Raw genomic sequence first — 20,753 nt, forward strand, 5'->3', positions numbered from 1 at the left:
GTGAGCCTGCCGAAAACAGGCATGGGGCGCAATGGAATCCACGGCATATGTGAGATATCCCGGCCGCAACGGCCGAGTTTCGCCTGCTATTCCACTGCGGCCGGGGCGAGAGTCGAGCGCTTGCGGCCGTATCCGAGGTAGACGGCGAGGCCGATCACCACCCACACCGCGAACCGCACCCAGGTCAGTCCGTCCAGCGTCGTCGCGAGCAACACGCATCCGACGAGCGCGAGCACCGGAACCACCGGCACGAACGGCGTGCGGAACGGCCGTTCCCGCTCCGGCTCGGCCCTGCGCAACACCAGCACGCCGACGCACACCACCGCGAACGCGGACAACGCACCGATATTCACCAGCTCCACCACGATGTCGATCGGCAGCAATCCGGCGATCGTGGCACACACCGCCCCGAGCAGCAGGGTCAGCCGGACGGGTGTGGACCGCTTGCCGGTCTGCGCGAAACCATAGGGCAGCAAGCGATCTCGGCACATCGCGAACCCCAGTCGCACCTGTGCGTAGACGATCAACAGCAGACCCTTGGTCAACGCGATGATCGAGGCGATCACGATGACATTGCCGATCCAGCCGATCTTCAACCCACCGAAGGCGGTCGCGATCGGCGCCCCGTTGTTCAGCGTCGCGAACGGCGCGATACCGGTGAGCACGGCGCTGACCAGGGCGTAGAGCACGGTCGCGATGAGCACCGTGCCGATGATGGCGAACGGCACGTCCCGGCGCGGATTGCGTGCCTCCTCCGCCGAGGCCGCCACGACATCGAAGCCGAGGAACGCGAAGAATGCGATGGCCGCCCCGCCGACGATGCCGCTGATGCCGAAGGGCGCGAACGGCGTCCAGTTGTTCACGTCGATATGCGGCGCACCGACGGCGACCACCAGCACCAGCACGCCGATCGTCACCCCGACCAGCGCCTTGGTGATTCGCGCGGTCAGCGACACCTCGCCGACCAGCACCGCGACGATCACCCCGATGATCAGCACGGCGGGCAGATTCACGATCCCGCCCTCGCCCGGCCCCGCCGCGATGGCCTTCGGCACGGTGATCCCGAAGATCGAATCCAGTGCCGACACCGTGGTCCCCGACCAGCCGATCGCGACCGCGGCGCCCGCGATCACGAACTCCAGCAACAGATTCCACCCCACCAGGAACGCGGGCCCCTCGCCGAGCGTCGCGTAGGTATAGGTGTAGGCGCTGCCGGACACCGGCACCATCGCCGCCAGCTCGCTGTAGCAGAGCGCGACCAGCACGCACACCGTCCCGGCCAGCAGGAACGACAGCACGATCGACGGCCCGGCCTTCTCCGCCGCGGCCACCCCGGTGATCACGAAGATGCCCGCGCCGACGATGGTGCCGACGCCCATCGCCGTGAGGTCGATGCGTCCGAGTCTGCGCGCCAGCGTGGGCGCTCCGTCGGTCGTCGCGGTGTCGGGCAGGCGGCGACGCCAGCGCTGGGCGGCGGAGGTGGTCATGACTCCCTTATGAGCTCGTCTAGACGTCCGGCCTGGGAGCCGGATCAAGAGATCATTCTCGTTGAAGTGAGTCAGTCACCGTTAACTGGGTGCAACTGGGTAGGGCGCCCTGTTCGAGTTCCCGCACCCGAAGCCGCAGGTGAACCGAGGTCGGGAACTCGAACAGGCCTATCTGGGTCAGCTGCTGGACGACGCCGCGAAGGGAGTCGCGACCGGCACGGCAGCCGGACGAGAGGGGTGGCGCCACAGTCCCTTGCGCTCCAGGATCGGCAGCACGCCCTCACCGAACCAGTACGCCTCCTCCAGGTGCGGATACCCGGACAGGATGAAGTGGCTGATGCCCAGCTTCGAGTATTCGACCAGCCGTTCGGCGACCTCGGCGTGCGAGCCGACCAGCGCGGTGCCCGCGCCACCACGGACGAGACCCACCCCTGCCCACAGGTTGGGCGCGATCTCCAGTCGATCGGTGCTGCCGCCGTGCAGCTCGGACATCCGCCGCTGCCCCTCCGACTCGCTGCGCGCGAGGCTCGCCTGCACCCGCTCGATGTCGGCGGGATCGATGCCCTGCAGCAGCCGATCGGCCTCGGCCCACGCCTCCTCGGCGGTGTCGCGGCTGATCACGTGGATGCGCAGGCCGTAGTCGAGGACGCGGCCCTGGTCGTTGGCCAGGCGCCGGATCCACTCCAGCTTCCTGCTCACCGCGAGCAGCGGCTCACCCCAGGTGAGGTAGGTGTCGGCGTAGCGGGCCGCGACCGGTCCGGCCGGTGCGGAGGAACCGCCGAAGAACACCGGCGGGATCGGGTCGGGCCGGTTGCTCAGCTGCCCGTCGCGGACGTGAATGTGCTTGCCCTCGAAGGTGATCGGCTCGGGCGAGTGCCAGAGCTCCCGCACCACGTGCAGGAATTCGCCGGTGCGGGCGTAGCGCTGTTCCTTGTCCAGGAAGTCGCCGTAGGCCTGCTGCTCGTGCGGTTCGCCGCCGGTCACCACGTTCAGCAGCAGCCTGCCCCGTGAATGCCGCTGGAAGGTGCCCGCCATCTGCGCGGCCAGCGTCGGGCTGATCAGGCCGGGGCGCAGCGCGACCAGGAACTTCAGCGTCTCGGTGGTGTCCACCATCATCGCCGTGGTGAGCCAGGCGTCCTCGCACCAGGTTCCGGTGGGGGTGAGCACGGCCTCGAAGCCGTTGTCCTCGGCGGCGGCGCCGATCTGATTAAGGTAGCGCAGCGTCGCGGGACGGTCACCGGACATGAAGGTGCCGTGCCCGCCCGCGACCAGGCCGCGCGAATCACCGTAGGTGGGCAGGAACCAATGGAAGGACAAAGTCATGGTGCGCCAACTCCTCAGGAAGCGGGGAACAGGTCATTGAAACGGGTGTCGGTGAAGCCGGTGATGTTCACCTTGCCGGGGATGATCCCGGCGTCGGCGAAGGCGTCCGCGACGCCCTGCTCGGCGGCGATGGTGCCGGGATCGAGCGGATGGTCTTGGTACGGGCCACGTTTGACGACGGTCAGGATGACGTCATAGGGGAGCCCGGTCAGCTCGGCGTAGGTCTTCGCCCACTGCTCGGGGTGTCCGTTGACCCAGGCGTGGGCGCGCCCGATGCGGGCGAGCAGATCACGCAGGGCGGCGGAGGTCGCCTTGCTTTCCAGCGACTTGGTACCGGCGACGTAGAAGGCATCGCCGGTGACATACCCGTTGCCGCTCACCAGGATTCGCGCGTTCGACTGCTGCTCGGCCTGCGCGGTGTACGGGTCCCAGATGGCCCAGGCGTCCACCCGGCCGGTGGTCAGCGCGGCGAGCGCGTCCGGCGGCTGCAGGTACTGCGGCTCGATCTGATCCCACTTGATGCCCGCCTTGCTCAGTACCGCGAGCAGGTGGTGGTGCGCCGAACTGCCCTTGGCGACCGCGATCTTCTTGCCGCGCAAGTCTTCCGGCGTGCGCAGCGGCGAATCCTTGGGCACCACGACGGCCTGGCCCTCGGTGCCGCCCCGGTAGCTGCTGACGATCTTGATCGCCGACTTGGCCGCGGCCGCGAACACCGGCGGGGCATTGCCGACGCAGCCGATATCGACGGCACCGGAGTTGATCGCCTCCAGCATCGGCGGCCCGGACTGATACTGCGACCACGTGATCTTGTACGGCGTCTTGTCCAGCTCACCCGCGGCCGTGAGCAGCGCCTGCAGCCCGGTGCCCTTCTGATCGCCGGCGTGCAACGTCACCTGGGACAGGTCGATCGAACCGTCGGGGCGGACCGCCGCATCGTCGGCCTTGTCGGACCCGCAGGCCGTGCCGACCGCCACGACCAGTGCGAGAGTCGTTGCGAGCAGCAGCCTTCTGGCTTTCATTCGGTTCCTTCCGGGGCAACGCCGAGTTCGGCGAGCAGGGTTTCGCGCAGGGAGAGCAGGTGCGGATGGTCGCCGCGGCGCGGACGCGGCAGGTCGATGCGGGATTCGTGGGCGATCCGGCCGTCGCCGAGCACCAGCACGCGGTCGGCCAGCCGCAGCGCCTCGTCGACGTCGTGGGTGACCAGCAGGACGCCGGGCTTGCGGCGCTGCCACAGGTCGATCACCAGGCGGTGGATGGTGATGCGGGTCAGCGCATCGAGGGCGCTGAAGGGCTCGTCGAGCAGCAGCAGGTCCGGTTCGCGAACCAGGGCCCTGGCCAGGCTGGCGCGTTGGGCTTCGCCGCCGGAGAGGGTGAGCGGCCAGGCGTTCGCGCGTTCGCTGAGGCCGACCTCGGCGAGCGCGGCGCGAGCGGCGGCCTTGGGGTCGCTGTGGCGCAGGCCGAGGAATACGTTGGCCAGCACGCGTTTCCATGGCACGAGGCGTGGTTCCTGGAAGGCGACGGCGATGGTGCCGTGCGTGGTGAGCTCGCCTTGTACGCCGCGGTCGAGGCCCGCGAGTGCACGCAGCAGGGTGGATTTACCCGAGCCGCTGCGACCGAGCAGAGCGACGAATTCGCCTGGGGCGATGTCGAGGTCGAGTCCGTCGAGTACGCGGCGTCCGTCGAAATCGCGGATCAGGCCGCGCACCTGGGCAACCGGTGTCTCGTCCGCAGAAGTCGTTGCGGCCGAATCATTTCCGGCCCTGTCCACAGCGGTCGGCACAGCGACGCTGTTCGACTTCGCCACCGGGTGAGCCGATGTCGTTTCCGCGCTTGCGTTTTCGATCAGTTCTTCGGTGATCACTGTCCCAGGAATCCGCGTCGCCATGCCAGCGCCTTCCTCTCGATCAATCGGACGAACGCGTCGGTCAGCAGACCGAGCACGCAGTAGACGAGCAGCCCGACGACGATGACGTCGGTACGCAAGAACTCGCGGGCGTCATTGATCAGAAACCCCAGTCCCGCATCGGCATTGACCTGCTCGGCGACGATCAACGCCAGCCAGGCGATACCGAGTGATTGGCGTAGCCCGACCAAGATCTGCGGCAGTGCGCCCGGCAGCACGATGTGCCCGATGATCGCGATCCGGCCGAGTTGCTGCACCTGCGCCAGTTCGGCCAGTTTGCCGTCGACGCCACGGATTCCGGCGAACGTGTTGAGGTACAACGGGATCGCCGCGCCGAACGCGACGAGCACCACCTTCGGCAGCTCGCCGATCCCGAACCACAGGATCAGCAGCGGAATCAGCCCGTAGAACGGCACCGTCCGCAGCATCTGCATCGGCGGATCGACCACGTACTCGCCGACCGTGCTCAGTCCGGCGACAACCGCCAGGCCGATCCCGAGTACCGCACCGATCACGAATCCGGTCGCCGCCCGCCCGAGCGACACGGTGATCGCCTCCTGCAGCGTCCCGGCGCGCAGTAGCTCTCCGGTGGTCCGCAGAATCGTTATGGGCGAGGCCAATAGGCGTTCCGGCAGCACCTCGGTGACGCTGGCCAGCTGCCACGCGACCACGATGACCAGCGGGCTGACCACCCGCAACCAGGTCTTGCGCGGCCGCCACCGTGCCGCCGACCGAACCCGAATCGGTGTCGGCTCCAAGACAATTGATGACACGCGACACCTCGGGTAGGGGACAAGATCCGCGCAGCGCTGCTGAGCGCGCCGCAGTCATCCATGCTGTGCGCGCGGCGCGGCGGAGTCACCGGTTGAAACCAGCGAGGTTTTAATTGACGCGCCGTCGCCGGCATGTTTTCAGCTACCCTCACTAGACGTAACCTCAAATAACACGTACCCTCGGCGGAAACCCTCGGTCGCTGGTGATCGAGGCGTGACCAGACGAAACGAGTTCCTCAATGACGCGGCATGTCGACGTACTGATCATCGGCGCCGGCCTCTCCGGTATCGGCATGGCCTGCCACCTCACCCGCGAGCAAACCGGGCGCAGCTACGCGATCCTGGAGCGCCGAACGGCGATCGGCGGCACCTGGGATCTGTTCCGGTACCCCGGCATCCGCTCCGACTCGGACATGTTCACCTTCGGCTACGGCTTCCGCCCGTGGACCGGCACCAAGGTGCTGGCCGATGGGCCGCACATTCGCCAGTACGTCGAGGACACCGCCATCGAGTACGGGGTCAAGGAACACATCCACTTCGGCCGCAAGGTCACCACTGCCCGCTGGTCCAGCGAGGCGGGCATCTGGACCGTCGAGGCACTCGACGAGCAGACCGGCGCCACCGAGACCTTCACCAGCAACTTCCTCGCCGGCTGCACCGGCTACTACGACTACGACAACGGCTACCGGCCGGAATTCCCCGGCGAGGCGGACTTCGGTGGGCAGATCGTGCACCCGCAGCACTGGCCCGAGGACCTCGACTACCGCGGCAAGCGGGTCGTGGTGATCGGCAGCGGCGCCACCGCCATCACCCTGATCCCGGCGATGAGTAAAGACGCCGCGCACGTCACCATGCTGCAGCGCTCGCCCACCTACATCACCGCCTTGCCCGCCGACGACCCGGTCGCCGTCGGCATGAAGGCGGCCCGGATACCGGCGAAGGTGGCCTACCGCGTGGGACGCGCCCGCAATATCGCGTTGCAGCGCGCCAGCTTTCAGCTGTCCCGCACCAATCCCGGCGCGTCACGCAAGGTGCTGCTCAGCGCTGTGCGGATGTGGCTGGGCCCGAACATCGACATGCGGCATTTCACCCCGTCCTACGACCCGTGGGACCAGCGGCTGTGCGTCGTGCCGAACGGTGACCTGTTCAAGGTGCTGCGCAGCGGCAAGGCGTCCATCGTCACCGACCGCATCGAGACCTTCACCGAGACCGGCATCCGGCTCGCCTCGGGCGAGGAACTGGCCGCCGACATCGTGATCAGCGCGACCGGCCTGCGCGTGCAGATGCTCGGCGGCGCCACCCTCGAACTGGACGGCCAGCCGGTGGTCACCCGCGACCGGGTCGTCTACAAGGGCGCGATGCTCGACAGCGTTCCCAACGCGGTGATGGTGCTCGGCTACACCAACGCCTCGTGGACGCTCAAGGCCGACCTCGCCGCCGAGTACTTCTGCCGCGTCCTCAATCACATGAAGTCGCACGGTTACACGAAAATGGTTGCTGTGGCCGAAGAAGGGGACCGTTCCGCCGACTCGGTCATGGGCGGCGCGCTGAGCTCCGGCTACATCCAGCGCGGCGATGCGGTGATGCCCCGGCAGGGCACTCGCGGGCCGTGGCAGGTCATCAACAACTACTTCCGTGATCGCAAGATGCTCCGCAAGGAACCGATCGAGGACGGCGTTCTCACCTTCACCCGCGCCGCGGCGGACACCGAGGACCGCCCGCTAGCGGCCACCCGCACCGCCTGATCAGCGCTGCTGTTCGAGCACGCGCAGGTAGTGGTCGAGGTGGGTGGCGGCGTGGAGCATGGCGCGGCCTTGGGTGGTGAGGTTTTGTTGCCAGTCGGCCAAGGCGGCGGTCAATGCGTTTGTGCTGCCTGCGGTTCGGAGCTGTTGGATCACGGTGCGGATGTGGTCCAGTGGGTAGCCGCCGCGGCGGAGTAGATCGGTGAGGTGGGCGTCGCGGATATCGGTTGCGTCGTAGTGGCGGTAGCCGGTGGCGGGGTCACGGGTCGGGGCGAGGATGCCTGCGTTTTCCCAATTGCGCAGGGTCGCAGGGGTTACTCGGAGTTGATGGGCGAGTTCGCCGATGGTTCGGGCGTCTGTGGATTGGTTTATGACTGCGTCGGACTCCGCAGTCAGATGTGCTACCGCTTTCCGCACTGAATCGAGCGTCTCCCTGTCCTGGAGTAACTGACTGTGGCCGCGGTCGATGGTCACCAGGACACCGTCGAGTCCAGCATTGTGGAGTGCGTTCATGATCTGGCCGCTGGCCGCGTGTCCGTATGCCGGAATGAGCGCGAGGTAAGTGCGCAGCGCCGCCGCATGCACCTCGGTGTAGATCCGGTAGCCGCTCGCTGTGCGTTCGGCGGGCGGGATGCACCCGTCCCGCTCGTAGTTGCGCACGGCCTGGGTCGACAGGCCGTGCTCACGGGCTAGGTCGGCTGGTCGCAAGGTGATCACCGATTTGAGACTTTACCGAAGGTCTGAGCGGTAGATCGCGGAAAAGTCTCAACCGACCTTTCAACGATACGATTGAGACACATGAGTCAGAACATTCGAGACTTCGTACCCACGCCCTGTGACCTGGTAGCACTCGGCGAGCCGACCCACCAGGAACCGGCCTTCCAGCTGGTCCGCAACGAACTCTTCGCACAACTGGTCACCCTCGGCTTCCGCTCGATCGCCCTCGAAACCGACCGCATCGCCGCACTCACCGTGAACGACTACGTCCACGAGGGCATCGGCAGCCTCGACACCGCGCTGAGCGAGGGCTTCACCCACAACTTCGGAAAGCTCGACGGCAACAGGCAATTGGTCAGCTGGATGCACGACTACAACCAGCACCGGCCACCCGAAGAACGAATCACCTTCCACGGCTTCGACACTCAAACCGAGAACACCACCGCACCCAGCCCTCGCTCCTACCTCGAATATGCCCGCGACTACCTGCAATTGGACCTCGACCTCGCGAATCTCCTTGGTGCCGACGAGCTGTGGAATCGTGAGGAGGCAATCCTCGACGCGACCAAGTCGATCGGCGCCACGCCCGAGGCCGAGCGGCTGCGATCGATTGCCAACGACATGCTCATCGCGCTGGAGGCACGCGCACCAGAACTGATCGCGACCACGTCGCTCGCCGAATGGCGGAGGGCCAGAACCTATCTCACCGCCGGAATCGGTCTGCTCCGCTACCACCGGCAGGCAGCGCGGCCCATCGAACTGGACGCACGGATATCCCTGCTGTCGTCCACCCGGGATGCGCTCATGGCACAGAACCTGCTCGATATCCGCGGCATCGAGGCCGGTCGCGGCGCGACCTTGGCCCACGCGCACAACCTCCATCTGCGCAGGCATCCAGGCACCATGCGCGTGGCGGGCATGGTCCTCGACTGGGTCGGCGTCGGCGCCATCGTCGGGGCGCTCTGGGGTGAGCAATACACCTTCATTGCAGGCAGCCTGGGGCGCAGTGCAGGTCTCGGACTGCCTGCGCCGGAACCGGATACCTACGAGGGCATGCTGCAGAGCCGAATAGGCACCTGGGGTCTGGCACCGGCGACCACGATCGCCACAGGTCGCGCGCGTACCGGGAGCACCCCCGAGAAGGGCTACTTCCCCCTCGATCACGCAACCTTCGATACCGCCGACACGATCCTGCACATCAGCAACGGCACTACCTGACTATCTTGCCCAGCCGCCATAACAGGACGACCGCGACAACACACACGGCCACGTCGAACGCCAGATCGACACCGGTCGGCCGGAACATCAGGGATTGGTCGATGACATAGCCTGCCAATGCGCCCGCATAACAGGCGAGGCGATGGCGATCGTCGAATCCGGTGCGGCTCAGCCATCTTCGAATCAGCAGCGCACCGCCCATGAGCAGCAAGAGATAGCAGAGCAACACCGCCGGAATCGGCAGCTCACCGTCCGCGACCCGGTTGATACCCAACCATGCCGAGGAACCGGCCAGTGCGACCAGTCCCACCATCGCCGCGGCGGGCGCGGGCGCGGTGACCGATTCGCCGCGCCCGCGCAGCGCCGTTGTGCTCCACCAGCCCGCCGCCAGCAGCACTGCGGCCATCACGGCCACACCGAGGGAACGCACGGGTAGCGGGAAGGCTGGTGGCTGACGGTCGATGGCCCAGGGGAGTGCCCAAATCGCGCAGATCACAAGGGAATCCACCACCACCAGTACCGCCGCAGCGGCAACTATGCCCGTCCGCCGCAACCATGGTTGGCTGCGTCGGTCACCGAACACCAACTCGGTCAACAGAATCGGCAGGGTGATCGCCCAAACCGCGTACATCGCGATGTACCCGAGCGCGGAAACCCAGGTCAGGCAGAATGGCTCACCGTAGTGGAGACCGCCGGGAACGTTCTGCAGTCCCGCCAGCGAGATCACGCCCACCAGTGCGTACTGGGCCGCCCCGAAACCGGCGCCGAACATCATCAGGGCCGGCCAACCACCGCCACGCCTGCGGACGACCTCTCGAATCAGCAGTGGCGCGGGCCCGCACACGGCTAGTCCCATCGGTAGGTCGAGCGGTTCGGTCCACAGGAAGGGGCCGAACAGCATCCCCCAAACAACGGTCGACACCACCACCAGAACGATCGCCGGCCACCGCATTTGCTCTGTCATCACGGCCTAACGTCATCGAATACGGGTCTTCGGTCCGCTCGTACGGCCCGCGTGGTCTCTCGACAGCTTCGCCCGACCCGTTACCCGCGGACCTCATTTTTTGATCATTTGCCTGCTCATGAACGCGGGTGCATGGCAAGGGGGTTTCACTATCGTGGGTGGTGTGACCCTCTTCCCCGATGGCCCTGGTCCAGGTGCGCGGTCGAGTCCTGGTCGATTCCTGTTGTGGTTGGTGGTCGGTCAACGGCGCCGGGTCGCGCTCGGGGCGACGTTGGGGAGTGCGTGGATGGTGACGCTTGCGGTGCCGCCGTATTTGTTGTCTCGCGCGATCGATGATGGTCTGGCCACCGATAACCTTGCGTCGCTTACCGGTTGGGTAGTGGCGCTGTTCGGTGTCGGGGTTGTCAACGCGGCGTTGGGCATTGCACGTCATCGAACTATGTCGAAAATACGGATGGAGGCGGCTTTCCGGACGGTGTCGGCGACCGTCGAGCATTGTGTTCGCCTGGGCGCCGGTCTTTCTCGTCGAACGACCGCGGGGGAGGTGGTGGCGATCGGCAGCGGCGACGTTCAGGTGATCGCGCAGTCGTTGACCGTTACCGGCCCCGGGTTCGGCGCTGCGGTCGCCTACATCGTTGTTGCCGTGGTGCTGTTTTCGATCTCACCGCTGCTCGCGGTGGTGGTGCTGGCGGGGGTGCCGTTGCTGGTGCTGACCGTTGGGCCGCTGCTACATCGGATCGAGCGGACCAGTGCCGGTTATCGCGAGAGGCAGGGCGCACTGACCACTCGGTTGGTGGATGTGCTGAACGGGCTTCGGGTGCTGAACGCCCTCGGCGGCAAATCAGTGTATGCCGCTCGCTATCAACGTGATTCGCATGATCTCGTAGCGCAGGGCTACCGCGTCGGAGTGGCCGCGAGTTGGGTCGACGCGCTGTCCAAGGGGCTGCCCGCGGCCTTCCTCGCGGTCGTCACGTGGCTGGGTGCCCGGATGGTGGCCGAGGGGTCGATCAGTGTCGGCGGTCTCGTCGCGGTGTACGGGTACACCGCGATGCTCGTCGTTCCGGTGGAGTTCTTCATCGAGGGTGCGGGTGATCTGACCCGCGCTCGGGTCGCTGCCGGGCGCGTGACCCGGTTGCTGTCACTGCCACCGGATCTGCCCGCCGACCAGGTGGCCGCACCTGCGGTGCCGTCGACACTGCGGGATCCTGCCTCCGGCGTCGAACTGCGGTCGGGGATGTCGACCGCGATCGTCAGCAACCGCCCGGCGGAGAGCGCGGCGATCATCGATCGACTCGGCGGGTTCACCAAATCCGACGTCACCTGGGCAGGCATCGACCTGGATGTCGTCGCCACCGACCAGCTCAGGCAGCGAATCCTGGTGGCGGACAACGACGCCTATCTCTTCACCGGCAGCGTCCGAGAGGTTGTCCGCGGCCGCCACGAGGCCGACGACGATCGACTGCACCGCGCACTGCACATCGCGGTGGCCGCGGACATCGTGGACGCCCTGCCCGACGGTCTGGCCTCGACGATCGATCCCCGCGGCGCCAATCTGTCCGGCGGACAACGCCAACGGCTCCGGCTCGCGCGCGCCGTCTACGCCGATCCGGAAGTATTGCTGGCCGTCGAACCGACCTCGGCCGTGGACGCGCACACCGAGGCCACGATCGCGAACCGGTTGCTTGCCGCGCGACGCGGCCGAACAACCGCGGTGACCACGACCTCCCCACTCCTGTTGGCCCACGCGGAAACCGTGGTCTACCTGGTCGACGGCATCGTCGCGGCGACAGGCACGCACCACGACCTGCTGGCGACCGAGCCCGGCTACCGTGCCCTGGTAACCCGTGGCGAGGAGGAAGGGCCCCGATGACAACCCTGCTCCCGGTCGCGGGTGCGGCCCAGATCCGGCAGGCCGCGGTGAACGAGATCCGCACGGACAGAAAAGCATTCGCTGCGGTGCTGGTGCTCAACGCGCTCGCGGTGGGTGTCGGGCTGGTCGGTCCCTGGCTACTCGGCAAGATCGTGGACGCGGTCGGCAAGTCACCGGCGCGGGACGCGGTCGGCACCGTCGATCGACTGGCCCTGGTTATCCTGGTCTGCACGGTCGCGCAAATCGTGCTCACCCGATGCGCTCGATACGTGGGCTACCGCTTCGGCGAGCGCACCGCGGCTCGCATTCGAGAACGTTTCCTCGATCGGGTCCTCGCGCTGCCCGCGGCAGTGGCCGAACGCACCTCCGCCGGTGACCTGATCGCTCGGGGCACCACCGACGCACCCACCATCGCCTTCGCACTGCGGACCGCCGCGCCGGATGTTTTCGTCGCTGTCATCCAGGCCACCTTCATCATCGGCGCAGTGGTGGTGCTCAATCCGGTCCTCGGGCTATCGAGTCTGAGCTGTCTACTCGTCGCCACTATCGCCGTGCGGTGGTATCTACGCCGATCCAGCGCCGCATATCGCACCGAGGCGGCCAGCGGTTCCCAGCTGGCCGAGGCCCTGGCGACCAGCGTGGCCGGAGCACGGACGATCGAGGCGCTCGGCCTGGCCGAAATGCATTCTATGACAACCGCTTCCTCGATCGACACCGCGCGCCGCGCCCGATTGGCGACCTTGCGCCTGCGCTCAGTGCTGTTCCCGGCTCTGGACGTCTCGTATGTGCTACCGCTGGTCGCCGTCCTACTGATCGGCGGTGTGCTGCACAACCGCGACGCCGTCAGCCTCGGCACCGTCGTCGCGGCGGCCGTGTACTTGCGACAACTGGTCGGGCCGCTGGACACGGTCATGTTGTGGGTCGACGGGGTGCAGAGCGCAATCGCGTCCTACGCGAGGTTAGAGGGACTCTCGTCCACGCCCACAGTGCGCCAGGCCATTTCGGCGGAACCGGCGGACAACCGGATCCGCATCATCGATGTGAGCTACGCCTACGACCACGGCCGCGACGTGCTGCACGGCGTCGAGCTCGACATCGAACCGGGGGAGCGCCTCGCCGTCGTCGGCACCTCCGGCGCGGGCAAGTCCACCCTCGCCCGGCTCCTCGCGGGGATCGACACCCCGCGTACCGGCTCGATACATGTTGGCGGCGTGCCGATCTCGGGACTCGACGCGGACCGGTTACGCCACCATGTCGCTCTGGTCACCCAAGACCAGCACGTATTTCACGACACCGTCCGCGGAAATCTACTCATCGCCAGACCGGACGCCACCGACGCGCAGATCCGCAGCGCACTGGCCGCCGTCGGTGCCGACTGGGTCGACGATTTGCCAGACGACCTCGATACCCACCTGGACGGCACCGGTCACCGTCTCGATGCCGCACAGGCGCAACAGCTTTCGCTGGCGCGCGTGGTCCTCGCCGACCCGCACACCGTGGTCCTCGATGAGGCGACCGCGCAAATGGACCCGACGTCGGCACGAAACACCGAGCGAGCACTCGCCGTAGTGCTCGAAGGACGCACGGTCATCGCGATCGCCCACCGGCTGCAGACGGCTCACGACGCGGATCGAGTCGCCGTGATGGCAGCCGGTCGGATCATCGAACTGGGCACCCACGACGATTTGATCGCACGCGAGGGCACCTACGCCGCCCTATGGCACTCGTGGCACGGTGAAAAAAGAACTGCCACTTGATATTCAGCGGAGTCGGCTAGCCGGACTGGGGGTTCACCCGGAGCCCGTCGACGATGAGGTCGAGGATGCGCGAGGCCCGCTCGGCGCTCCCGTTGTCGGGATTGATCCGCCACAGCACGCTCAGCTGCAGCAGAACATCCTCGGGGTCGAGATCGGGCTTGAGTGAGCCTTCCGCGACGCCGGGTTCGAGGAGCAGCGCGATCGCACCGACGAAGGGCCGGTAGTACTCGTCGTCGAGTCCGCCGTTGGTCGCCGCGTGAATGACCTCGGCGACACCGTATTTGAGCTGTCCGTAGCGAGCGACCTCGTCGAACCACAGTCGCAGCGCGGTCAGCGGCGGATGCGCGGCGAGCAAGGCCGGAGCCAGGTCGATGAGTTCCTGGATGTCATGGCGGTAGAGCGCGACGATGAGCGATTCCCTATTCGGGAAGTGCCGATACAGCGTGCCGATGCCGACGCCGGCCTGCTTGGCGATCGCCGTCAGCGACGTGCCACCGGAAACAGAGAACGCGTCCCTGGCGGCGACGAGGACGCGTTCGCGGTTGGTGCGGGCATCAGCTCTGGCCTGCTTCGGCGTGTTCACCAATGTTCGCGCTCCGTATCCATCACACTGTGCTATCCATCAGACTTTTGCTAAACGGAGGGCCCTCCGTTATGGTAATGAACATAGGTGGAGGGGTCTCCGTTTCATTCTCGCACAGCGTTCCGAACACATGGAGGACGATGATGGGTGAGTTGGTTCTGGTTACCGGGGGTAGTGGCTACGTCGCGGGGTGGTGCATCGTCGAGCTGCTCGAACGGGGCTTCGACGTGCGCACCACCGTGCGTGGCAAGGACAAGGAGGAGGCCGTCCGCGCGGCCGTGTCCACCGCCGTCGACCCGGCCGGGCGGCTGAGCTTCGCCGTCGCCGACCTCACCGACGACGAGGGCTGGGAGGCCGCGGTCAAGGATGTCGACTACGTGCTGCACGTCGCCTCGCCGCTCGGCCGCAACTCCGACGACGTGGACGCGCTGATCGACGCGGCCCGCGGCGGCGCGCTACGAGTGCTGCGCGCGGCCACCGCCGCCGGGGTGAAACGAGTGGTGCTCACCTCCGCGGCGAACGCGTCGAGCCCCTCGTCCTACGCCACCGACGGCATCACCGACGAGACGTTGTGGACCGATCCCGACGATCCGACGCTGATCCCGTACCGCCGATCCAAGACCCTCGCCGAGCGCGCGGCCTGGGACTTCATGGCCGACTACGACGGACCGACCGAGCTCACCACCATCCTGCCCGGCGCGGTCTTCGGACCCATCCTCACCACGGGCGCCACCGGATCCGTCGACATCGTGGCCCGCATGGTCTCCGGCAAGCTGCCCGGCGTCCCGCGGATCGGACTGGAAATCGTGGACGTCCGCGACCTCGCCGACATCCACCTCAGGGCGATGACCGACCCTGCCGCCGCGGGCGAACGCTTCCTCGCCACCGGCGAATTCATGTGGATGCGCGATATGGCCCGCACCCTGCACGACGGCCTCGGCTCGCGCGGCAAGCAGGTCTCGACCCGTCAGCTGCCCGACTTCGCCGTCCGTCTCGCCGCCCGCCTCAGCGACGCGCCGCTCGGCGAAGTCATCCCCGCCCTCGGCCGGCGCAACCGGCACAGCACCGACAAGGCGAAGCGGCTCCTCGGCTGGCAACCGCGCCCCGCCAACCGGGCCGTACTCGACTGCGCCAACAGCCTGATCGAACACAACGCCGCCTGACCTTCACCCGTAGCCGCCCGCTACCTGACATCGCCTGCAGTGTTGACAGTTTCGGGCGGCTCGTGTGCAGCGTTGACGCGTTGATATGTGTTGCGTAGATCGACCAGGGTGATCAGATCGCTAGCCGGCGCGGCCGATCAGCCGCGGTACATCCGGTGAGATCGGGGTGTAAGTACTGCCCGCACCGCTCTCTCGATTCGACTCGGCCAGGTCCCGTTCGCCGTGCCATCGGCGTGCGGGAGACTGGCGGCATGCGCGTTGTGGTGGTCAACCGGGGTGAGGTGGCGGTTCGGGTCTTGCGAGCCGCTCGGGAGCGTGGGTGCGCGACGTTGGCGGTGTATACCGCCGACGAGCGGGACGCGCTGCATGTCCGGTTGGCGGATGATGCGGTGCAGCTGCCCGGGACGGGTGCCGCCGCCTATCTGGATGTGCATGCCGTGGTGGCGGCGGCCCGTAAGGCGGGGCCGGGCGCGCTCGTGCATCCGGGTTACGGATTCCTCAGTGAGAGTGCGGATCTCGCCTCCGCCTGTGCGGCAGCCGAGCTGGTCTTCGTGGGTCCGGGGCCTGAGGTGTTGCGCACGTTCGGTGACAAGGTCGCCGCGCGGGCGGCGGCGGAGCAGGCCGGGGTGCCGGTGCTTGCGGCGACGTCGGCGGCTGCGGGAGTCGGTGAGATGGCCGCGCTGCTCGCTGGGCATCCGGATGGGGTGATGGTCAAGGCCGCGGCTGGGGGCGGCGGGCGCGGGATGCGGGTTGTGCGGGAGCTGGAGTCGCTGGGGGAGGCGTATGAGCGGTGTCGGGCGGAGGCGCTGGCGGGGTTCGGAGATGACGCGGTGTACGCGGAAGCGCTGGTGGCCGATGCCCGGCATATCGAAGTTCAGGTGGCGGCGGACGGTGTGCGTGCCGTTGCCGTCGGCGACCGGGATTGCAGTGTGCAGCGGCGGCAGCAGAAGGTGATCGAAGTGGCGCCCGCGCCGAATCTCGCTGTGGCGCTGAGGGAAAGGCTGCATGGCGATGCGGTGCGGCTCGCCGAGTCGGTGGGCTGTCGCGGGGTGATCACCGTCGAGTTCCTCGTGCGTGGTGATGAGGCGTGGTTCCTCGAGGTGAATCCGCGACTGCAGGTCGAGCACACCGTGACCGAGGAGGTAATGGGGGTCGATCTTGTCGCGATACAACTGGATCTGGCGCAGGGGCGCACCCTCGCGGACCTCGAACTATCCACTGGTGCGCCGCGTGGCTACGCCGTGCAGGCGCGGGTGAACGCCGAAATCGTCACTGCCGGTGGCGATGTGCTGCCCAGCACCGGCGCGGTGGCACAATTCGCCGCGCCGACCGGCGTCGGTGTGCGGGTCGATACGGCCGCATATGCCGGTATGCGGCAAGGGGCGCAGTTCGATTCGCTGCTGGCCAAGGTGATCGCTCGCGGCCCGTCGTATTCCGCAGCGTTGCGCCGTTGTTCGGACGCATTGGCCGAAACCGTCGTGGTCGGCGTCGATACGAATGCGGCGCTGTTGCGGTCGGTGCTGGATCAGCTGTCCGAGGGAGCGACCGTCTCGACCGAGTGGTTCGAGCGGAATCTGCCTGAACTCGTCGCTCGGGCAATCGATTACGCGCCCGCGCCGCACCTCGAGCCGACCGTCACCGTCGTCCAGGGTTCCATCGACCTGCAAGACGATGAACAGACACTGCGCTCACCCATGGGCGGCACGGTGGTCAGCCTGGTCGAGCCCGGCACTGTCGTCGCGACTGGTGCGGAGGTCGCCGTCCTGGAAGCCATGAAGATGCAGCACGTGCTGCGCGCCGAGCAACCACTGCGCGTTCGACGGCACGTGGCTGCACCCGGTTCGACGGTGGATCCACATGAGCCCCTGCTGATCTGGACCGAGGCCGAGCACGACGGGACCGTCGCCGATATCGCGGCGATCGACCTCGACACGGTCCGCCCGGACCTCGCCGAAGTACGTGAACGGCACCGCGTCGGCCTCGACGAGGCCCGGCCCGCCGCCGTCGCCAAACGCCACCGACTCGGCAGGCGCACCGCCCGCGAGAACATCGCCGACCTCGTCGACGACGACAGTTTCGTCGAATACGGTGCTCTCGCCGTTGCCGCTCAACGACTGCGCCGCAGTCCCGAAGACCTGATCGCGAACACCCCCGCCGACGGCTTGATCGGCGGAGTCGCCACCATCAACGCCGACCGTTTCGGCACCGAACACACCCGGGTGGTCGTGATGTCCTACGACTACACCGTTTTGGCGGGCACCCAGGGTTACCGCGGTCACGCCAAATCCGACCGCATGCTGGAAATGGCCAGCACCCAACGCCTTCCGGTGGTCTTTTTCACCGAAGGCGGCGGCGGTCGCCCCGGCGACACCGACACCGGCGGCATCTCCGGCCTCGACTTCACCACCTTCCGCGCCATGGGTGCGCTGTCCGGCCGAGTCCCGCTGATCGGCATCGTGTCCGGCCGCTGCTTCGCAGGCAACGCCGCCCTGCTCGGCATGTGCGACGTCGTGATCGCCACCCCCGACGCGAACATCGGCATGGGCGGTCCCGCCATGATCGAAGGTGGCGGTCTCGGCGTCTACGCCCCCGAGGACATCGGCCCCATCGAGGTCCAGCGCCGCAACGGTGTCGTGCACATCGTCGCCGCCGACGAAGCCGAGGCCGTTCGCATCGCCAAGCGCTACCTCGCCTATTTCCAAGGGCCAGTGGACGATTGGACCGCGCCGGACCCACGCCTGGCCCGCCATGTGATCCCGGAGAACCGGCTGCACGCGTTCGATATCCGCGCCGCGATCGACGCCGTCGCCGACCTCGACTCCGTCCTGGAGTTACGCGCCGACTGGGCCGTCGGCATCGTCACCGCGCTGATCCGTGTCGAGGGGCACCCCTACGGCCTCATCGCCAACAACTGCCACCACCTCGGCGGCGCCATCGACGCCCCCGCCGCGGATAAACTCAGCGCCTTCCTGCGCCTGTGCGGAGCACATCACCTGCCGATCGTCTCCCTCTGCGACACACCAGGTTTCATGGTCGGCCCCGACGCCGAGAAAGACGCCACCGTCACCAAATTCAGCCGCCTCTTCATCGATGCGGCCGCCCTCTCCGTCCCCTGGGGCACCATCATCCTGCGCAAGGGCTACGGCCTAGGCGCCCAAGCCATGGCCGCAGGCTCCTTCGTCGCCCCCCGCTTCGTCATCGCCTGGCCCACCGGCGAAATCGGCGGCATGGGCCTGGAAGGCGCTGTCCGCCTCGGCTTCGCGAAGGAACTCGCCGCCATCGAAGACCCCACCGAACGCCAGGAAGCCTTCGACAACCTGGTCACCCTCGCCTACACCACCGGCAAAGCCCTGACCGCCGCCACCTTGCTGGAACTGGACGACGTAATCGACCCCGCCGACACCCGCCGCTGGATCCGCACCCTCCGCTGACCCCACCGCGCACGCCCCGTCAGCAGCGCCATGCCGCGCACGTTTCATCAGCGCGCGCACAGTATCGCTGGCAAATCATTGCGCAGGAAGCCAATTCGCGCGCGGCACTCAACACTGTGCGCGTCGGCAAGCACGCTGTTGCGCCGCGCACGTCTCGCCCGACCGCGCGTTCTCTGTTGTGCCGCGCACGCGTTGTCACCCCGCGCGCGATATTGCCAGCAAATCGCTGCGCAGCACGCCAACTCGTGCGCGGCATGCGAGTTTGTGCGCGGCATGCGAGTTTGTGCGCGGTATGCGAGTTTGTGCGCGGGGTGCGGGTTTGTGCGCGGGGTGCGGGTTTGTGTGCGGGGCCAATCGTGAGGTGTGCCGCGCGAGTCTTGTTCGGCCGCGTACGTTGTGTCGGCCTGCGTCTGCTTTGGTGGGCTGCGTCTGCCTTGGCCGCCCGCGGGCGATATTGCTGGCGAATTGGTGCGCGGGGGGCTAATTCGTGGGCGGGGCGCGAGACCGTGCGCGTCGTGGCGTGTGTGGTGGCGCCGAGTGTGTCTTGGTTTGCGGCGCGTGTGGTTTGTGTCGCGCACATTCTGTGAGCCTGTGTACGACATTGCTGGCGAAGGGATGTGCGGGATGAGGAGGTGTGCGCGGCGGTGCTATCCGAGGGTGGTTTCCAATGCGTCGACCAGGCTGCGAGCGCGGAGGTCGATGGCGCCTTCGACGATGTGGTTGGTGACGTAGGCGAAGGCTATGCCTCGGCTCGGGTCGGCGTAGCCGAGGGAGCCGCCGCGGCCGGGGTGGCCGAAGGAGTTCGGGCCGCCGAGGGCGAGGTCGGCGATGGGGAGCATGAAGCCGGTGGCGTAGCGGTCCGGCAGCATGATGACTCGGTCGATGCCGCTGGTCTGCTCGTGGATGGCGGCGGTGAGGGTCTCCGCGGTGAGCAGCCGTGTGCCGTCGACTTCGCTGACCAGCGACGCATACAGCCGGGCCAAGCCGCGGGCGGTGCCGATGCCGTTGCTGGCGGGCATCTCCGCGGCCTGCACGGCGGGGGAGTTGAAGTCGATGTCCGGCGGGTCGGTGATCTGGAAAGCCCGGTTCGTCAACGATTCCGGATCGCGCATCGCCGCGACCATCGGACGGATCTCCTCGGGGATCATTTCGTCCGGCACCGAATCGAGGTCGGGCTTCGGTGCGAACACCAACCGGCTGACCCGATTCTGTTCGGCGGCAGGCAAACCGATGAAGAAATCGATGCCGTAAGGTCCGGCGATCTCCTCGGCCAGGAACTGCCCGACGGTACGTCCGGTGATGCGGCGGATCACCTCACCGACCAGATAGCCGTAGGTCCGTCCGTGGTAGCCGTGATCGGTGCCCGGCGTCCAGTTCGGCGTCTGCGCGGCCAGCGCGTCGACCATCGGTGTCCAGGCCAATGCCTCGGCCAGCGGTACCGGCTTGTCGATCGCCGCGAGACCGGCCTGATGGGTCAGTAACCAGCGCACCGGAATCTCGGCTTTCCCGGCCGCCGCGAATTCCGGCCAGTACTGCGCGACCGGTGCGTCGAGGTCGAGCTGACCGCGCTGGACCAGCAGGTGGGTCGCCGCCGCGACCACACCTTTGGTCGCCGAGTAGACCAGCTGCAGTGTGTCGCGCTCCCACGGCCGCCCACTGTCGGGATCGGCCAGACCACCCCACAGATCCACCACCGGCTGCCCGTTCCGATACACGCACACGGCCGCCCCGATATCGCCCTGATCTGCGAAATTCGCGGCGAAGGCCGCCCGGACCGCCTCGAACCCGGGCGCCACCGTTCCATCAATGCTCATGTGACCCA

General features: G+C 67.3%; 15 protein-coding genes. 6 read left to right on the plus strand and 9 right to left on the minus strand.

Going from position 1 to position 20,753, the window contains the following annotated elements:
• Window positions 1-86: 86 nt before the first annotated feature.
• The 5 genes from ABZ942_RS34305 to ABZ942_RS34325 all read right to left on the minus strand — a co-directional run bounded on the left by ABZ942_RS34305 (window position 87) and on the right by ABZ942_RS34325 (window position 5,486).
• On the minus strand, window positions 87-1,487 hold the full coding sequence (locus ABZ942_RS34305; RefSeq protein WP_357389458.1) for an amino acid permease: 1,401 nt from the start codon (window positions 1,485-1,487) through the stop codon (window positions 87-89).
• Between the two features lie 177 nt (window positions 1,488-1,664).
• Entirely contained in the window at window positions 1,665-2,810 is a 1,146-nt protein-coding gene (locus ABZ942_RS34310; protein WP_357389460.1) for an LLM class flavin-dependent oxidoreductase, read from the minus strand.
• A gap of 14 nt (window positions 2,811-2,824) precedes the next feature.
• A complete protein-coding gene (locus tag ABZ942_RS34315; RefSeq protein WP_357389462.1) occupies window positions 2,825-3,829 on the minus strand; it encodes an ABC transporter substrate-binding protein in 1,005 nt (334 codons plus the stop codon).
• Window positions 3,826-4,695 (minus strand): ABC transporter ATP-binding protein, encoded by an 870-nt coding sequence (locus ABZ942_RS34320; RefSeq protein WP_357389464.1) that lies wholly within the window; start codon window positions 4,693-4,695, stop codon window positions 3,826-3,828. The genes ABZ942_RS34315 and ABZ942_RS34320 overlap by 4 nt, the downstream gene beginning before the upstream one ends.
• Entirely contained in the window at window positions 4,668-5,486 is an 819-nt protein-coding gene (locus ABZ942_RS34325) for an ABC transporter permease (protein WP_357389466.1), read from the minus strand. The genes ABZ942_RS34320 and ABZ942_RS34325 overlap by 28 nt, the downstream gene beginning before the upstream one ends.
• Window positions 5,487-5,725: 239 nt before the next feature.
• Between ABZ942_RS34325 and ABZ942_RS34330 the strand changes: the two genes are divergently transcribed.
• A complete protein-coding gene (locus ABZ942_RS34330) occupies window positions 5,726-7,231 on the plus strand; it encodes an NAD(P)/FAD-dependent oxidoreductase (RefSeq protein ID WP_357389468.1) in 1,506 nt (501 codons plus the stop codon).
• Here ABZ942_RS34330 and ABZ942_RS34335 read toward each other — a convergent pair whose 3' ends face one another.
• On the minus strand, window positions 7,232-7,945 hold the full coding sequence (locus tag ABZ942_RS34335; RefSeq protein WP_357389470.1) for a TioE family transcriptional regulator: 714 nt from the start codon (window positions 7,943-7,945) through the stop codon (window positions 7,232-7,234).
• Window positions 7,946-8,026: 81 nt separating this feature from the next.
• Between ABZ942_RS34335 and ABZ942_RS34340 the strand changes: the two genes are divergently transcribed.
• Complete coding sequence (locus ABZ942_RS34340; RefSeq protein WP_357389472.1) at window positions 8,027-9,163, plus strand: erythromycin esterase family protein; 1,137 nt, start codon at window positions 8,027-8,029, stop codon at window positions 9,161-9,163.
• On the opposite strand, the gene ABZ942_RS34345 is transcribed toward ABZ942_RS34340, so the two are convergent.
• On the minus strand, window positions 9,156-10,127 hold the full coding sequence (locus tag ABZ942_RS34345; protein WP_357389474.1) for a hypothetical protein: 972 nt from the start codon (window positions 10,125-10,127) through the stop codon (window positions 9,156-9,158). The genes ABZ942_RS34340 and ABZ942_RS34345 overlap by 8 nt on opposite strands.
• Window positions 10,128-10,290: 163 nt before the next feature.
• On the opposite strand from ABZ942_RS34345, the gene ABZ942_RS34350 reads away from it, so the two are divergent.
• Complete coding sequence (locus tag ABZ942_RS34350) at window positions 10,291-11,997, plus strand: ABC transporter ATP-binding protein (protein ID WP_357389476.1); 1,707 nt, start codon at window positions 10,291-10,293, stop codon at window positions 11,995-11,997.
• Window positions 11,994-13,754: an ABC transporter ATP-binding protein gene (locus ABZ942_RS34355; RefSeq protein WP_357389478.1), complete on the plus strand. Its 1,761-nt coding sequence runs from the start codon at window positions 11,994-11,996 to the stop codon at window positions 13,752-13,754. The genes ABZ942_RS34350 and ABZ942_RS34355 overlap by 4 nt, the downstream gene beginning before the upstream one ends.
• A 16-nt stretch (window positions 13,755-13,770) precedes the next feature.
• Here ABZ942_RS34355 and ABZ942_RS34360 read toward each other — a convergent pair whose 3' ends face one another.
• Complete coding sequence (locus tag ABZ942_RS34360) at window positions 13,771-14,337, minus strand: TetR/AcrR family transcriptional regulator (protein WP_357389480.1); 567 nt, start codon at window positions 14,335-14,337, stop codon at window positions 13,771-13,773.
• A gap of 143 nt (window positions 14,338-14,480) precedes the next feature.
• Between ABZ942_RS34360 and ABZ942_RS34365 the strand changes: the two genes are divergently transcribed.
• Window positions 14,481-15,500 (plus strand): NAD-dependent epimerase/dehydratase family protein, encoded by a 1,020-nt coding sequence (locus tag ABZ942_RS34365; protein ID WP_357389482.1) that lies wholly within the window; start codon window positions 14,481-14,483, stop codon window positions 15,498-15,500.
• Window positions 15,501-15,751: 251 nt separating this feature from the next.
• Window positions 15,752-18,931 (plus strand): carboxyl transferase domain-containing protein, encoded by a 3,180-nt coding sequence (locus tag ABZ942_RS34370; RefSeq protein ID WP_357389484.1) that lies wholly within the window; start codon window positions 15,752-15,754, stop codon window positions 18,929-18,931.
• 647 nt (window positions 18,932-19,578) lie between these two features.
• Here the strand turns inward: ABZ942_RS34370 and ABZ942_RS34375 are convergent.
• Entirely contained in the window at window positions 19,579-20,745 is a 1,167-nt protein-coding gene (locus ABZ942_RS34375) for a serine hydrolase domain-containing protein (protein WP_357389486.1), read from the minus strand.
• Window positions 20,746-20,753: the final 8 nt, after the last annotated feature.

The sequence above is a fragment of the Nocardia sp. NPDC046473 genome (assembly GCF_040645995.1).
GTDB lineage: Bacteria > Actinomycetota > Actinomycetes > Mycobacteriales > Mycobacteriaceae > Nocardia.

Excerpts from the sequence above, each read along its gene's own strand:
- ABZ942_RS34305 (WP_357389458.1), bottom strand. The coding sequence starts at position 1,487 with ATGACCACCTCCGCCGCCCAGCGCTGGCGTCGCCGCCTGCCCGACACC.
- ABZ942_RS34310 (WP_357389460.1), bottom strand. The coding sequence starts at position 2,810 with ATGACTTTGTCCTTCCATTGGTTCCTGCCCACCTACGGTGATTCGCGC.
- ABZ942_RS34315 (WP_357389462.1), bottom strand. The coding sequence starts at position 3,829 with ATGAAAGCCAGAAGGCTGCTGCTCGCAACGACTCTCGCACTGGTCGTG.
- ABZ942_RS34320 (WP_357389464.1), bottom strand. The coding sequence starts at position 4,695 with ATGGCGACGCGGATTCCTGGGACAGTGATCACCGAAGAACTGATCGAA.
- ABZ942_RS34330 (WP_357389468.1), top strand. The coding sequence starts at position 5,726 with ATGACGCGGCATGTCGACGTACTGATCATCGGCGCCGGCCTCTCCGGT.
- ABZ942_RS34340 (WP_357389472.1), top strand. The coding sequence starts at position 8,027 with ATGAGTCAGAACATTCGAGACTTCGTACCCACGCCCTGTGACCTGGTA.
- ABZ942_RS34345 (WP_357389474.1), bottom strand. The coding sequence starts at position 10,127 with ATGACAGAGCAAATGCGGTGGCCGGCGATCGTTCTGGTGGTGGTGTCG.
- ABZ942_RS34355 (WP_357389478.1), top strand. The coding sequence starts at position 11,994 with ATGACAACCCTGCTCCCGGTCGCGGGTGCGGCCCAGATCCGGCAGGCC.
- ABZ942_RS34365 (WP_357389482.1), top strand. The coding sequence starts at position 14,481 with ATGGGTGAGTTGGTTCTGGTTACCGGGGGTAGTGGCTACGTCGCGGGG.
- ABZ942_RS34370 (WP_357389484.1), top strand. The coding sequence starts at position 15,752 with ATGCGCGTTGTGGTGGTCAACCGGGGTGAGGTGGCGGTTCGGGTCTTG.
- ABZ942_RS34375 (WP_357389486.1), bottom strand. The coding sequence starts at position 20,745 with ATGAGCATTGATGGAACGGTGGCGCCCGGGTTCGAGGCGGTCCGGGCG.